This window comes from Streptomyces sp. NPDC001157 (assembly GCF_053598255.1).
The window spans coordinates 14,547-28,508 of record NZ_JBSFJW010000064.1; the positions used below are offsets into that span (position 1 = coordinate 14,547).

The following is a 13,962-nucleotide window of genomic DNA, read 5'->3' on the forward strand; positions in this document are numbered from 1 at the left end:
GCGGTTTGCTGCGGCCGGGGGCTCCGGCGTTCAGTCAGCTGTCGGAGGCGTGCGACACGAAGCTCGCCCAGGCGGTGGGGGCGAAGGCCAGGCGGGGGCCGGTCGTGTCGTTCTTGGAGTCGCGGACGTGGATGGTGCGGGGCGCTATCGCGATCTCGACGCAGGAGTTCCCGTCATTGCCGCCGCTGTAGCTGCTCTTGAACCACGCCAGGTTGGAGACGTCCCCGGCAGCGGACTTGCGGATCATGTTTCTCCCAGCAGTTGCTCGATGAAGGCCAGTGACTCCCCTGGCGAGAGAGCCTGCGCCCGGATGGTGCCATACCTCAGCTCAAGGATGCGCAGCTGTTTCGGGTCCGTTGTAGGGCGGCCGTTGAACGCGCCGTCGGAGCGCCCCACCGTCGTACCGTCCGGGAACTTCAGCACCTCGATCCTCCCGTCCAGACCGGAGTGGACCTCGGAGTTCAACGGCATCACCTGAAGCACGACGTTGTGCAGCCGCCCCACCTCCAGCAGGCGTTCGAGCTGCTGTCGCCACACCATTGTGCCGCCGATGGGACGGCGCAGTGCCGCCTCTTCCAGTACAAAGTGGATGGACGGGGCCGGGTCGCGCTCGAAGACCGACTGCCGAGCCAGGCGCGCAGTCACCATTCGTTCCACGTCGTCCGGCGAGTAGGGCGGCTGAGCCGCCGAGATCACGGCCCGTGCATGCTCCGGTGTCTGCAACAACCCGGCGATGATGTTGCACTCGTACAGCCCGATCTCAACCGCCTGCGCCTCCAACTTTGCCAGCTCCCGAACCTTCTTCGGGTACCGGACCTTCTTCACGTCCTCCCAGGTCGCCGCGATCAACCCACCCGCATTCAGCACCACATCGGCCTCGTTCAGGTAGTCCTGCTTGGGAATCCGCTTGCCGCCCTCCACCTTGTAGACCATGTCCTCGCCGTAGCCGACCGCCGCCCCGAACTCGGCGGCCCGCATCCCCACCGCCTCCCGCCGCAGCTTCAGCTGCCGCCCTACAGTGGCGATGACCGCAACTCCCCACTCGTCGTCCGGGTCCACCTCCCAACCCGGCTCGTCCGCCTCGGTCTTGAGCCGACCCGCCTCCGCGTCCACCGACATCCCGCGTGCCCCTCCGTCGTACTTGGCCCTACCGCGCGCCCGTACCCGTAGCCCCGCCCCGACAGCCCGGACGCCGCCGGACAAGCTCCGGACAGTCACCGTACGCAACGGCGTAGTCACTGTTCACAGTAAGCGCAGGTCGCCACGCTGAGTGATGTGAATCAAGAACCCGCCGCCATCCGGAACTTCAGCGTCCAGCTCTCCCCCACACCACGCGGAGCCCGTCTGGCCCGACTGCTGGCCACAGAACAACTTTGCGCCTGGGAGCTCCCGTTGGATCCGGCAGCACACATCGTGGCCGAGCTGGCGGCGAACGCGGCCACGCACGGCCGCGTACCGGGACGCGACTTCCGGCTCACGCTCTACGTCGTCGGCGACACACTGCGCATCGAGGTCACGGACACGCGAGGTGACCGTGTGCCGAGCCTCCAACTCACCATTGCGGACGCCGAGTCGGGCCGCGGGCTCGTACTCGTGGACGCGCTGGCGGACAGGTGGGGCGTGGCACGGGGGCTGCCGCCGCGCAAGACGGTCTGGGCGGAGGTGCGCGTCCACCGGAGCACGGCGGACCGTGCGCCGGTGGGGCTGCGCTCCGGTGGGCCGGGTGACCTTCTCCAAGGAACGAGGAATTGAGAAAGGACCCCCACCAAACCCCACCCCTCCCGCCCGCAGCGCGCTCTCACCCTCGCGGGTGAACATCACCAACTCAGCTGGATTTCGGCCCGGTTGCCTGCCCTACGCTCAGCGCAACACAACCGCAGACATGCAACGGCCCCCGCCGGGACGGCAATCCCAATGGCGAGGGCCTGACCACCGAGGAAGGTCACAGCTTCCTGATGGACACCGAAAACCCTAGCGTGCGCCCGCACGCCCAGTCCCGCGTTGCAGCCAACAACCACCCGAACCGGCGGGATCCCGAAACCGGCGGCGGTCTGATCCACGACAACACCCGCCACACCACCCGCTTCACGGTGATCGGCAACCACCTCACCCAGCACGCGGAACTTTCCCTCCTCGCCATCGGCCTGGCCTGCCACATCCAGTCGCTGCCGAAGGGCGCTTCATCCGACATCAAGACGCTGGCCGCCCGCTTCCCCGAGGGCCCGATCCGTATCGCCACAGCCCTGCGCGAACTGGAGGCCCACGGCTACCTGCGCCGCGAACGGAAACGCATCACCGGCGGCCGTATCGTCACGCGCACGATCTCGTGCAACCAGCCGAAGCCGCACCGCGCTCAGCGGGCCGACCACGCAGCCCAGGCGCCCGCAGCCGCCTGCCCCGTACACACATGCCCGGCCCCGACACCCGCGCCCCAAGCCGCACACGAAACCCCGCTCCCCAAGAAGCGCCCCGCACGCCCCCTCCCCGCCGTACCGCACCCGGCATACCCCGCCCCCACGCTCCTCCAGACAGCCACCGACCTCCTCACCGGCCTGTGCAACGCCGACCCCCGCCTACTCCTCTCGACCCGGGACACGGCCCACCTCACCCCCGGCGTCGCAGCCTGGCTGGAACGCGACGTCAGCCCCGCAGCCGTACGCCACGCCCTGACCAGCGACCTCCCACCCGAAGGCCTACGCCGCCCGGCCGCCCTCCTGGCCCACCGCCTGACCGTCTTGCTGCCGCCACCGCCGCCCTTCCGGCCCCCCACGTCACGGTCTGCCGACCGCCACCCGCTCCAGAACTGCAACGGCTGCGACCGCGCCTTCCGCGCGCCTTCCCCTGGGCGCTGCCGCGACTGCCGATCCGATCTCCAGGAGGCCGCCTAGCATGGACGTGACGATCCTTGCCCCCGGGCACAGACGAGGAGCGAGCGCCATGACCATCGCCCCCGACAACGCGCGGCACAGCGCGGCCTCCGCCTACCGGGCCATGCGGGAATTCGTTCAGTCCACGGACGACACCCTCCCCGGCAAGTTCGAGATCACCAAGGAAGGGATCGTCCACGACATGATGTCCCCGGGAGGAGCGCACGAAGTCACGGCAGCACGCATCAGCCGCCGACTTGAAAAGGTCATGCCGGACGAGTTGCTGGCCCACAACGGCACCCCCGATGTGGAGGACGAGCCCGAAGGCATCATGCGCCACCCCGACGTCATGGTGATCGCCTGGACCGACCTGGACACTGAAGGTTCCATCGACCCGCATACCCTCATCGCCGCCATCGAAGTGGTCTCCCGCTCCAACCCGGACAACGACTGGGTGAGCAAGATGCGCGACTACCCCCTGATCGGCATCCCCGTCTACGCGATCTTCGACCCTCGCACCGGCGAGGGCGCCGTCCTCACCGACATCCACCCCACCCCCGACGGCCCCCGCTACGCCACCCGCAAGGACTTCGTCTACGGCGAGGACGTCACCATCGGCGACTGGACGATCTCCACGGACAACCTGCCGCTCTACCAGCCCATCGGCCGGTAATAACCCAGCACCGCCGCCAACTGCGCAAACCACTCCCCCAGCTGCGCCCTCGGCTTCGCCTGCACCACGCACTCGTAGAACTGGCCGCTCGGCAGCACCACCGCCACCATCAGCGCCTTGCCGTTCGGGCTCGCCTTGTAGTGGATGCTGCCGATCTCCTGCCAGGAGAACTCGATGGCGGCACCGTGATCCTCGAAGGCGACGCCCGCCATGTCGACCACGACCGAGTTGTGGACGTCGACCGCCATGAACTCCGGCCCTTCGGCGGGTGGTTGGGGCGGAGTCGGGACCGGGGCATACGCACCCGGATGCGGGGCGGCGTACTGCGGTGGCGGCGGCCCGAAGCCGGCCGGTGCCGTGGCAGGTGGGTGCGGCGGCGGGGGCGGTGGCTGCTGACCGTACTGAGGCTGATGGCCGTACGGCGGCTGCGGCGGTGTCGTCATCGTCTTCCGTCCCCGGAATCGTGGTGTGGCTTCCGGGAAATCTTCCCAAAGGTCAGCACATGCTCCCCACCCCGCCCGCATGAGCCACAACCCGCCCATGCACCATGCCGAGGTGGACTGGACAACCTTGGCAGGAGCCGGACTCGGCGCGCTCATCGGCATCGGCTCGACCCTGCTCGCGGACCGCGCACGCTGGCGCCGCAACGCGACGGACCGCGACCGTCAGGAACGGAGGGACACCTACGTGACCTGCCTGACGGAGTACCAGCTGGCGTACGAAGCCATGCATGCAACCGCACTGGCTCACCAGCGCCGGGACACCCTGAACGCAGCCGTACGGGAGGCGTTCCACACCTCGGGCTGCGACGAGGTCCGCGAATCAGCCCTGATCTGCGCGCCGCAGGAGATGTCAGACGTCCTGTAGGACGTCTACGGCACTCTGCGGGAGCTGCAGGAGATCTTCGCCGCTGGCAACCCGGCCCTCGACTCCCCTAATTCCAGGAGCAACGACTCAAGCACGGCCGGGCCGTCTGGGCGGCGCGGGCGGCCATGCGGGCCGATCTCGAGCGACGGGTGTGACGAGGCTTCGAGCGTCACCTACTGCCCTCAGATCTCCTCTCCGAGATCCTCCGCAAGCCCCTCGTGCAGGGCTTCATTCTGCTCCCGTGTCGATGACCATGCCCGGCTGTAATGAACCAATCGCTTAGCTTCGCCGGCCGAGCAAATTCCCAGATCACCCACTGCACGAATGCAAGCGATTTGCGAGAAACCCTGCTCTTTGAGGTAGTCGAGCACGGATTCGACTCCCATGCCCTCTCTCAGTTTGGGTCGAAGGCTCTGCAGCGTCGCCTCGTACTGCGCCTGTCCGATCACCTGGATCCTCCAGAATACTTGGTCAGGTCGATGGTGAAGTCAACCCTGTGCCCGACAGGTCCACTCAATCTCTCCCCCTCGATCCTAAGCGATTCGTACCCCTGCCTTGCCAGAGACGGAGCTATGTTGCCTCGAAGCTCCGAAAGGACTGGCCCAACACCAAGACTTCCACGCTCAAGACCGTCCTCTCCATAAACAGCAACGTTAGAAATGGTCACATGCGTACCATTCACTTCCACATTGCCACCCATTCCAACTATCCCGTGTGGAGTTCTTATCTCATGCCAGAGGTAATCACCATCGGCAACGTTCGGAAACCCACATGCAGGACCACCGGAATTATGAACCAAGACTGGGGTTTTACCCGCCAGCACATAGTACGTGTGCAGCTGTTCCACCGTGAGGTTGTACATATCCCGATCGCCGGGACGATCGATCACCGCGACGACGTGCAGGTGCTGGCCAGTAGCGCTGCTGAGGGCATGGCCCGGTGCCAGGTGGCCCGCAGGAACCCAGGCGTGGACGGTGTCATCCCAGAACGGGTGCTTGGAAGTCGTGTGGAGGACGGCATCAGTGCCGTCGCCAAGTCGGACCCGAAGGTCGATCAGGTCGTAGTCGTGGTTGATGTGAGTGGCCGTGACGGCCCGGGGCCCTCGGTGTTTGCCGGTCTTGGGGTCGGCTGCTTCGACCTTGTCGCCGGGTTTGATCTTGCCGATGGCCTTGGTCTCACCGTGCTCCATGAGCACAGGGGTGTCGGGAGTGAAGCTGAGCTTGCATCCGGCAGCGGCGGCTTCCCCTCCCCCTTCCCCGAACAACAGCTTGGCCGCCATGCCGACGCTAGGGCCGATGGCCATGGATCCACCGGCCGCCACCTCGACTTCACCACTGGCCGCGCTGAGGGCGAGCTGTCCGCAGACCTCGGCCATAGCGAGGCAGGTGAGACCGCCGACCACGCCCCCGACAATCTTGTCGGCAACCGGGTGCTCGCTGTCGAGGAGGCCCAGGTCCCCGGCTTCCACGCAGAAGGCGCTGTTCGGCTCCTCCATGCAGATCCCTGTCGCCCACTGATGCAGTTCGTGCCTGTAACTGCCGGACGCTCCGCGTGCTGCGAACTCCCGGCGGGTGGGGACGGTCCTGTGCGCGATGGTGCGGGGATAGGTACGGCCGCTCCTGGTCGGGTGGTAGCCGGCAGCGGGACCGGAGACGGCAACGAACTTGCCGTCGCGCTTCTCGTAGCAGCCCTCGGTGGTGCATCCCGGCCCGTGGCCCGGCCCCCAGCCCGAGTTGTCCCCGTCGGCGCTGCATCCGTCGCAGAACAGGCCTGTCGGGTCGCTGCCGGTGACGGGGTTGTTGTCGGCGTAGGCGTAGCCGTTGAAGGACTGCGGGTCGGCGCCGTTGAGCAGGGCGTCGGGGCTGAGGAAGCGGCCGAGGGCCGGGTTGTACTCGCGGGCCCCGATGTTGGTCAGGCCGGTGGTCGTATCGATCGTGCCGCCGACGAAGCCGTGGTCGCCGGGCCACTTGGCGGGGGCCTGACCACGGGGTTCACCGAAGGGGGTTACGGAGCGACGGGTGACGGTGAGGGTGTCGGCGGTGATGTCGTCGGTGGCGGTGCCGTTCGGGTCTGCGGTCTGGTAGCTCAGCTTGGTGCCGCTGGTACCGGCGGTTGCGGTGCGGACCGCAGTGGGTGCTCCAGCCAGGGAGTAGTAGCGGGTGGCGCCGGTGACCGCGCCGCCGGTGAGGGTGAGCTGGTCGCTGCCGAGGTAGAGGGTGGTCTTGCCGTCGTCGGTGCGGGCGATCAGGTTGCCGGCGTCGTCGTAGTGATAGCCGGCCGTGTGCTTCGGTGACGCGGCCGGGCCGACGCTCAGGGTGGCGAGTTTGCCGAGGGAGTTCCAGGTGTAGGCCTGGGTCTGGTCCGGCTGGTCGTTCCCGCCTGCTGTGGTGGTCAGAGCAGTGGGGTTGCCTGCCTGGTCGTACCTGTACGTCTGGGTGGTGTCGGCCGTGCTGACGGTGTGGACGGCGTGGGTGTGGCCGGCGAGGTCGAAGTGTTCGTCGGTGGTGACGTCCTTGGTCGCGTCACCCGTGACGTCGTGGTCGGTCTTGGTGGTGCGGTTGCCGGTGAGGTCATAGCCGTAGCTCTGCCAGTACGGGGCGGGGCCGCCGAGATGGCCTGCGTCGGGCGTGGTGTTCGTGCATCCGCCGATGCCGTTGATGCTGGGCGAGTCCTCGGTGTGCGTGCCACCGGTGTCGGTCCAGGCGTCGGTGAGACGGTTGAGGTAGTCGTAGCGGTAGCACTGGGTGTCGGTGTGTGCGGTTCCGCCCGCGTCCTGGACGTCGTTGGCCGAGGTGATCTGACCGGCCTGGTTGTAGGTGTAGTCGACCTGGTCGACGGCGCTGGTCCCGTCCTCCTTGTTCACCGTGTGGGTCAGGAGCCGGCCGGTCGCCTGTTCCCAGGCGTCGGTGGTGACCACCTGGCGGGGCATCACGCCCATGGTGGTGCGGAGCGTCTGACCGAGCGGGCTGTAGTCGATGTACGAGGTGTACGTGTCCGTGCCGCCGTTGGAGACAGGCAAGCCGATGTCGTTGTAGGAGTGGCCGACCGTCTCGTCCCCGATCAGGCCTCCGGTGCCAGTGGTGGCGATCTGGACGGTGTAGGGCAGGTCCTGGACGGACGTGTACTTGTCGGTCGTGCTGTAGGTGACGGCGCTGGTGTTGCCGTAGGCGCCGGACGGGATGCTGATGCTGGTCCCGGAGGGCTGGTAGGTCGTGGTGTAGCCGGTGACCGTGCTGGTGTAGACGGTCTTGCCGTTCTCGTAGACGGTGCTCGACTTCGGCAGGCCCAGGGCTGTGTCGGTGGCGGCGTCGTAGTAGTCGTGGTGGCTGAGTTTCACCTTCTGCGACGTCTTGGCGTCCCAGCCCCAGGTGTCGCTGACGCGGCCCAGGTTGTCGTAGTCGGTGAAGAGGTGGCCGGTCTCGTCGAGGCCGTCCGTGTGCGTCTCCAACGCTTCGCCGTCGTCGTCGTAACTCGTGTGACTGGTACCGGTGTCGGGGTCGGTGCCGACCGTGACGTGTCCGAGCAGGTCGTAGGCGCTGGTCCAGGTGACCTTCTTGGCGGCGGCGTCATCGGTCGAGGCGTCCGCGGCGAGCGGGCCGACGGTCCGCAGCGTCTCTCCCGCCGCATCGTAGGCGTAAACCGTCTTGTCGTAGGTGCCGGTGGGCTTGGTGCCGTGGAACTGGCGCAGTTCGGTGGTCTTGCCGCGGGCGTCGGTGATGGTCGCCGTGGGGGTGGCACCGGCCGGCGGAGTGACATCGGTCTCGTCGGCGCCGGGGTAGGCGGTGGTGGTCTGCCACTGCGGGTGGCCCAGTGAGTACAGGACGGTGGCTGTGGGGCGGCCCTGGCCGTCGTAGGTGGTCCGGGCGGTGGAGGGGACCTGAGCATCCACGGGGGTGACCAAAGTGCCCGTGGGGCGTGGCGTGTCATCGTTGAAGTAGGCGGCGTTGGCCGCAGTCGTCCAGCCGTGGGAGTCGTAGTCGGTATCGGTGATCAAGCGGCCGACGGCATCGTTGAGTGGCGTGGACTGCGTCTGCCGCAGCTGCAGCATGCCGTCGTAGATCTCGTACTTGGCCGTGTAGTCGCCGCCGTCGGTGTACTGCTGCGTCTCCACATAACTCGGAGCGGACTGCGTCACGGAGTACGTGAACTTGGTGCTTGGCGTGGAGGCGTTGGCGGCCTTGGTGTGGTTCGGGAGCCAGACGGCGGTGAGGCGTCCGAGGCCGTCGTACGTCTCGGTGGTCAACCGTTTGTTGGGGTCGGTGACGGTCAGCGGGAGCTGGCGGCCCGGGTCGACGGTCGTGGTCGTCGACCAGCCCTTGATGTTCGTCGACACGGTGGTGACCGGCAAGTACTTGGCCTTGGTGGCCTTGGTGCTGCTGTTGTCCGTGTAGGCGGTCGTCGTCCAACGGCCCATCGGGTCGGTGCTCTTGGTGACGCGACCGTAGGTGTCGAACTCCGTGCCGGCGGCCTTGGCCCAGGTGAGGTTGCCCTGGTCGTCGACGAGCTTGGCCTTCTGGGTGCTGGTGGCGTCTCCCGGACCGCTGGCCGGCAGGCTGCCCAGGGTCGTGGACTTGTCGTACCAGGTGCGGGTGTCCGACAGAGTGTGAGCGTCCGCCTTGGTGACGCATCCGCCCGCCTCCGTGATCACCTCGGCCGGGAAGGCGTACATGCTCCGGGAAGCGTCGGAGGCGTAGGCGGTGGTGGTGCAGTTCTCCGGTGTGGTGGTGTTGGCGACGGGCTTGCCGTCGATGCCGACCTCGCCCTTGTCGTCCACCTGGGTGGGCAGGCCGGAGGTGCTGTCGAACGCGGTGGTGGTTTCCGAGGTGCGCCAGGTGCCGTCGGCCTTCAGAGCGCGGCTGTCCACCCGGTCGGTGTCGGTGAAGCGTGCTGTCAGGTCGGGCAGTTTGCCGCCGCGGACGTGTGTGGCCGTGGCCGCCGACGTCCAGCCGCTACTTCACCCAAAACCACCGCATCGCAGTCGCCAGGCCGGCCTGCACCAAGGGAACCTGCTCCGCCTACGCCACCGACTGGTCGGCAGTCAGCCAGATCACCGCCCCCGGCGACGTGAACGGCGACGGCCACCCCGACCTGGTCACCGTCGAGAACGACCACCTCTGGCTCTTCCTCGGCGCCACCACCACCGGCATGTTCACCGAAGCCCACGAGATCGGCACCTCCGCCTGGAACGGCTACACCATCACCTCGCCCGGCGACACCGATCACGACGGCCACCCCAACCTCTGGGCCCGGAACAAGACCACCGGCGTCATCTACGACTACCCCTTCGCCACCGACGCCCTCGGCACCCGCACCGCCATCACCAACGGCGCCTTCACCACGGCCGACCGTCCGCTCATGACCTCGCCCGGCGATGCGGACGGAGACGGCATCGCCGACCTCTACACGGTCACCGGCGACAAGGAACTGTGGGCCAACATGGGCACCGCCCCCGACGCCAACGGCTATCGGCTCGGCACCCACCACCTCGCAAGCGTCGCCACGCTCTGGAAGACCATCACCAACATCGCGTAGGCCGAGGGACCGGGTCCGGCTTCTTCTCCTCCCGAGAGGAAGCCGGACCGCGGTGCCGGGTGTGACGGATCGCGCGCCAACTGCGCTTACAAAACAGGGAGTTGACCCGACCCCACCCGTCCGCATAGCGGATCCCCAGCAACGGCTTTCGGATACAAACACGTAAAGTCTTGACGGCGGCCTGTCAAACAGGCCGGTTCGGGTGTCACCCTCTCCTCGCCCGCCGCAACTCTGTGCCCCACCTGTGCCATCTCTGTGCCTCCACCATGAGGCCGGCCCGAAGGAGATCGAGTGAGACAGCGTTCCCACGGCACCCGCAGCACCCGCAGCACCCGCAAGACCGCCCTTCGCACCGGCGCCCTGATCGGCTCCGCCGCGATGGTCGTGCTCGCCCTGCAGAACGGCGCCGCCACCGCGGCCCCTAGCCACAACAGCGGCGCCACCGCCCTCCCCCTCAGCGCCTCGGCCCGCGCCGTCGCCATCAAGTCCGCCCAGGAGGCGGCCGGTTCGACCGCCCGGGAACTCGGGCTCGGCGCGCAGGAGAAGCTCGTCGTCCAGGACGTCGTCAAGGACGCCGACGGCACCGTCCACACCCGCTACCAGCGCACCTACGCCGGTCTGCCCGTCCTCGGCGGCGACCTGGTCACCCACGTGGCGAAGAGCGGCGCGCTGAAGGGTGTCTCGAAGGCGACCAAGGCGCGGATATCCGTGGCGTCGACGGACGCCTCCATATCGGCCGCCGCCGCGAAGAAGTCCGCCCTCGCCGGGACCAAGGCCTCGACGGCCACCGCCCGCAAGGTCGTCTGGGCTGCCGGGGCCAAGCCCGTCCTCGCCTACGAGTCCGTCGTCAAGGGCCTGCAGCACGACGGCACCCCGAGCGAGCTGCACGTCATCACGGACGCCACCACCGGCAAGAAGATCTACGAGTACCAGGCCGTCGACACCGGCACGGGCACCAGCGAGTACAGCGGCACGGTCACCCTCGGCACCACGGCCTCCGCCTCCGGCGGCTACGACCTGATCGACGGCGGCCGCGGTGGGCACAAGACGTACGACCTGAACGGCGGCACGTCCGGCACCGGCACCCTCTTCCACGACGCGGACGACACCTGGGGCGACGGCACCCCGGCCAACCGCCAGACCGCCGCCGTCGACGCCGCGTACGGCGCCGCCGTCACCTGGGACTTCTACAAGTCGGCCTTCAACCGCAACGGCATCGCGGGCGACGGCAAGGCCGCCTACTCCCGGGTCCACTACGGCAACGCGTACGTCAACGCGTTCTGGAACGACAGCTGCTTCTGCATGACGTACGGCGACGGCTCGGGCAACACCCACCCGCTGACCTCGCTCGACGTGGCCGGCCACGAGATGAGCCACGGGCTGACCGCGGCCACGGCCGGCCTCAAGTACAGCCGGGAGTCGGGCGGGCTCAACGAGGCCACCTCCGACATCTTCGGCACCTCGGTGGAGTTCTTCGCGAACAACTCCTCCGACCCCGGTGACTACCTCATCGGCGAGAAGATCGACATCAACGGCAACGGCAGCCCGCTGCGCTACATGGACAAGCCCAGCAAGGACGGCAGCTCGGCCGACTACTGGTCGCGCAACGTCGGCCGCCTCGACGTCCACAACTCCTCGGGCGTCGCGAACCACTTCTTCTACCTGCTGAGCGAGGGCAGCGGCGCGAAGACCATCAACGGGGTCTCCTACAACTCCCCGACATACGACGGCTCGACGGTCACCGGCATCGGCCGCGCCAAGGCCGACCAGATCTGGTACAAGGCCCTGACCACGTACTTCACCTCCTCGACCGACTACGCGGGCGCCCGCACCGCCACCCTCCAGGCGGCGAGCGACCTGTACGGCTCGGGCAGCGCGGAGTACAACGCGGTGGCCGCGGCCTGGAAGGCCGTCAACGTCAACTGACGTCCGCACGCCGGGGCTTGATCTGCCGGACCGCCCGTTGCGTTACAGGTGGTCCGGCTTTCCCTCCCCGTACAGCCAGTCCTTCCAGATCTCCTTGAAGTCCTTGTCCGGTGCCTTCTTCTCGACGTACGCCGTGAAGTCGTCGGTGTCCGCGTTTCCGTGGCGGTGGGCGGCGGCCCAGCCCTGGATGATGTCGTAGAAGGTGTCGTCGCCGACGGTCTGCCGGATCTTGTGCAGGACCATCGCGCCGCGCTCGTAGACGAGGGGGTCGGAGATGTGCGCCGCGCTGCTCGGCTTCGCCGGCGGGTAGGCCCAGATGTCCTTGTCGCCGTCCTCGTAGCGGGATTCGAAGGTCTCCTGGCAGGTGTCTCCGCCGTGGTCCTCGTCCCACAGCCACTCCGCGTACGTCGCGAAGCCCTCGTTCAGCCACATGTCCCGCCAGCTCTTCGGTGTGACGGAGTCGCCGTACCACTGGTGGGCCAGCTCATGGACGAGGGTTCCGGTGTCGGGGGCGCCGGGGAAGACGGGCCGGTTCTGGGTCTCCAGGGCGTACCCGGCGTCGTCCGGACGGTCGACGATCGCTCCGGTGGAGGAGAAGGGGTACGGCCCGAAGTTGTACTCCTCCCACTCGATGATCTCGGGGAGCTGCGCGAGCACCTTCCGGCTCGCCTTCGCCTGGGTCGGGTCGACGGCGACGTACACGGGCAGGTGCTTGCTGCCGACGGTGTAGCGGCTGATGTCGTAGTGGCCGATGGCGAGGGTGGCGAGGTAGGTCGCCATGGGCTCGGCGGTGTGCCAGGTGAAGGTCGTACGGCCCGCGCCGCTCGTCTCGCCCGTCGGCTCCCCGTTGGACACGGCCTGCAGGCCCTTCGGCACGGTGACGGCGATGTCGTACGACGCCTTGTCGGAGGGGTGGTCGTTGCCGGGGAACCATGCCATGGAGCCGGTGGGTTCGCCGAGCGCGAGCGCGCCGTCGGCGGTGCGCAGCCAGCCCTCCTCGGACTTGTCGGGGTCGGTGACGGTGACCGGGCTGCCGGAGTAGCGGACGGTGACGCGGAAGGTCTCCTTGTCGCGAAGGTCGTCGTGCGGGCGGACGGTGAGCTCCTGCCCGGTACGGTTCCAGCGGGCGCGCCGGCCCTCCACGGTGACCTCGTCGACGTTCAGCCCCTTGAGATCGAGGTCGAAGGCGGAGAGGTCCTGGGTGGCGCGGGCGGTGATGGTGGCCGTGCCGGTGAGGCGGTGCCCGCCGGGGTCGTAGGCGAGCTTCAGGTCGTAGTGGCCGACGTCGTATCCGCCGTTGCCCGCCTTCGGGAAGTACGGGTCGTGCAGGCCGGAGCCGCCCGGCGTGCCGTTGACACCGCCGCTGCACGCGGTCAGGGCGAGGGCCAGGAGAACTGCAGGGGCGCGGAGGGCCGTGGCTGCGACGGGTACGGGTCTGGGCACGCCCGTGATCCTATGGCGGCGTGACACCATCTCGTACGTGCTCGACATCGGCTATGCCCTTTCCAACCGTTTCCCCGACCCCCCGCAGACGGACTACCGCCGCGCGGACGTCCATGCCCTGCGGCACGACCTGTTCTGCGGCGACGTCTACCTCGCCGACACCAAGGCGGACCGGGAACTGTCCACAGCCTGGGGATGGGTGCCGGTGCTCGACTTCGCGTGGGCGCTGTGCGACATCGTGGAGCGCATCGACCGGGATCCCGCGGGCTCCCGCGCCTCCCGGCCCCAGCGCGCCGAACTCGACTTCACCGAGTCGACCGACCGCATGCTCTTCGAGCGGCGCTTCGGGTGGGTGGACGTGGAGGCCGACTGGATGCCGGCGGAGGAGCCGCCGCTCACTTTCTCCCACGCTGAGCTGCGGCGGGAGGCGCGGGACTTTCTGCACGATCTGATTGCCGATCTGGTCGACCTTCATGAGTCGCTGGGTGAGAATCCGGCGATCTGGACGCTGCAGGCCCGGTTTCCCCGGTTGCCGTGACGTGGCGTGACCGTCCTGGGGGCCCCGCACCAGCGCACCATCGTGCGAACGGCCCTCATCCCGGCCCTCGACTCCACCAAGACGGTCGGCGTCATCAGCCTGCCCGGCGCCATGAC

At 68.0% G+C, this 13,962-nt stretch carries 14 protein-coding genes; 8 read left to right on the top strand and 6 right to left on the bottom strand.

Features of this window, described 5'->3' with window-relative positions; all coding sequences use genetic code 11:
- Positions 1–34: 34 nt before the first annotated feature.
- Entirely contained in the window at positions 35–247 is a 213-nt protein-coding gene (locus tag ACWDAG_RS46175) for a DUF397 domain-containing protein (protein ID WP_450701591.1), read from the bottom strand.
- Positions 244–1,119: a helix-turn-helix domain-containing protein gene (locus ACWDAG_RS46180; RefSeq protein ID WP_450701592.1), complete on the bottom strand. Its 876-nt coding sequence runs from the start codon at positions 1,117–1,119 to the stop codon at positions 244–246. Before ACWDAG_RS46180 ends, ACWDAG_RS46175 begins: the two co-directional genes overlap by 4 nt.
- Before the next feature lie 156 nt (positions 1,120–1,275).
- On the opposite strand from ACWDAG_RS46180, the gene ACWDAG_RS46185 reads away from it, so the two are divergent.
- From ACWDAG_RS46185 to ACWDAG_RS46195, 3 genes are all read left to right on the top strand, one after another.
- A complete protein-coding gene (locus ACWDAG_RS46185) occupies positions 1,276–1,752 on the top strand; it encodes an ATP-binding protein (protein ID WP_450701593.1) in 477 nt (158 codons plus the stop codon).
- A gap of 203 nt (positions 1,753–1,955) precedes the next feature.
- Positions 1,956–2,888: a helix-turn-helix domain-containing protein gene (locus ACWDAG_RS46190; RefSeq protein WP_450701594.1), complete on the top strand. Its 933-nt coding sequence runs from the start codon at positions 1,956–1,958 to the stop codon at positions 2,886–2,888.
- Positions 2,889–2,937: 49 nt separating this feature from the next.
- Positions 2,938–3,540 (top strand): Uma2 family endonuclease, encoded by a 603-nt coding sequence (locus tag ACWDAG_RS46195; protein WP_450701595.1) that lies wholly within the window; start codon positions 2,938–2,940, stop codon positions 3,538–3,540.
- Here ACWDAG_RS46195 and ACWDAG_RS46200 read toward each other — a convergent pair.
- Positions 3,519–3,983, bottom strand: coding sequence for a hypothetical protein (locus tag ACWDAG_RS46200; RefSeq protein ID WP_450701596.1), 465 nt, complete (start codon positions 3,981–3,983; stop codon positions 3,519–3,521). The genes ACWDAG_RS46195 and ACWDAG_RS46200 overlap by 22 nt on opposite strands.
- A 112-nt stretch (positions 3,984–4,095) precedes the next feature.
- On the opposite strand from ACWDAG_RS46200, the gene ACWDAG_RS46205 reads away from it, so the two are divergent.
- Complete coding sequence (locus ACWDAG_RS46205) at positions 4,096–4,407, top strand: hypothetical protein (RefSeq protein WP_450701597.1); 312 nt, start codon at positions 4,096–4,098, stop codon at positions 4,405–4,407.
- A 182-nt stretch (positions 4,408–4,589) separates the two neighbouring features.
- On the opposite strand, the gene ACWDAG_RS46210 is transcribed toward ACWDAG_RS46205, so the two are convergent.
- A complete protein-coding gene (locus ACWDAG_RS46210; RefSeq protein WP_450701598.1) occupies positions 4,590–4,856 on the bottom strand; it encodes a hypothetical protein in 267 nt (88 codons plus the stop codon).
- Positions 4,853–9,271: a polymorphic toxin-type HINT domain-containing protein gene (locus tag ACWDAG_RS46215; protein WP_450701599.1), complete on the bottom strand. Its 4,419-nt coding sequence runs from the start codon at positions 9,269–9,271 to the stop codon at positions 4,853–4,855. Before ACWDAG_RS46215 ends, ACWDAG_RS46210 begins: the two co-directional genes overlap by 4 nt.
- Positions 9,272–9,327: 56 nt before the next feature.
- On the opposite strand from ACWDAG_RS46215, the gene ACWDAG_RS46220 reads away from it, so the two are divergent.
- Together ACWDAG_RS46220 and ACWDAG_RS46225 are read left to right on the top strand one after the other, a co-directional pair.
- Entirely contained in the window at positions 9,328–9,939 is a 612-nt protein-coding gene (locus tag ACWDAG_RS46220; protein WP_450701600.1) for an FG-GAP repeat domain-containing protein, read from the top strand.
- 378 nt (positions 9,940–10,317) lie between these two features.
- Positions 10,318–11,865: a M4 family metallopeptidase gene (locus tag ACWDAG_RS46225; protein WP_450701602.1), complete on the top strand. Its 1,548-nt coding sequence runs from the start codon at positions 10,318–10,320 to the stop codon at positions 11,863–11,865.
- A gap of 42 nt (positions 11,866–11,907) precedes the next feature.
- Here the strand turns inward: ACWDAG_RS46225 and ACWDAG_RS46230 are convergent, their stop codons facing one another.
- The gene (locus ACWDAG_RS46230; protein ID WP_450701603.1) at positions 11,908–13,338 is read right to left on the bottom strand and encodes a M1 family metallopeptidase; all 1,431 of its coding nucleotides are present in this window, start codon (positions 13,336–13,338) and stop codon (positions 11,908–11,910) included.
- Between the two features lie 7 nt (positions 13,339–13,345).
- Here ACWDAG_RS46230 and ACWDAG_RS46235 point away from each other — a divergent pair, with 7 nt between their 5' ends.
- Together ACWDAG_RS46235 and ACWDAG_RS46240 are read left to right on the top strand one after the other, a co-directional pair.
- Positions 13,346–13,846, top strand: a complete 501-nt coding sequence (locus tag ACWDAG_RS46235; protein WP_450701601.1) for a hypothetical protein — start codon at positions 13,346–13,348, stop codon at positions 13,844–13,846.
- A 6-nt stretch (positions 13,847–13,852) separates the two neighbouring features.
- A partial coding sequence (locus ACWDAG_RS46240) for an ABC transporter permease (protein WP_450701604.1) occupies positions 13,853–13,962 on the top strand: 110 nt, incomplete at its 3' end.

Coding starts and splice junctions, on each gene's coding strand:
- ACWDAG_RS46180 (WP_450701592.1), bottom strand. CDS start 1,119: ATGTCGGTGGACGCGGAGGCGGGTCGGCTCAAGACCGAGGCGGACGAG.
- ACWDAG_RS46225 (WP_450701602.1), top strand. CDS start 10,318: ATGGTCGTGCTCGCCCTGCAGAACGGCGCCGCCACCGCGGCCCCTAGC.
- ACWDAG_RS46175 (WP_450701591.1), bottom strand. CDS start 247: ATGATCCGCAAGTCCGCTGCCGGGGACGTCTCCAACCTGGCGTGGTTC.
- ACWDAG_RS46200 (WP_450701596.1), bottom strand. CDS start 3,983: ATGACGACACCGCCGCAGCCGCCGTACGGCCATCAGCCTCAGTACGGT.
- ACWDAG_RS46195 (WP_450701595.1), top strand. CDS start 2,938: ATGACCATCGCCCCCGACAACGCGCGGCACAGCGCGGCCTCCGCCTAC.
- ACWDAG_RS46190 (WP_450701594.1), top strand. CDS start 1,956: ATGGACACCGAAAACCCTAGCGTGCGCCCGCACGCCCAGTCCCGCGTT.
- ACWDAG_RS46230 (WP_450701603.1), bottom strand. CDS start 13,338: ATGGTGTCACGCCGCCATAGGATCACGGGCGTGCCCAGACCCGTACCC.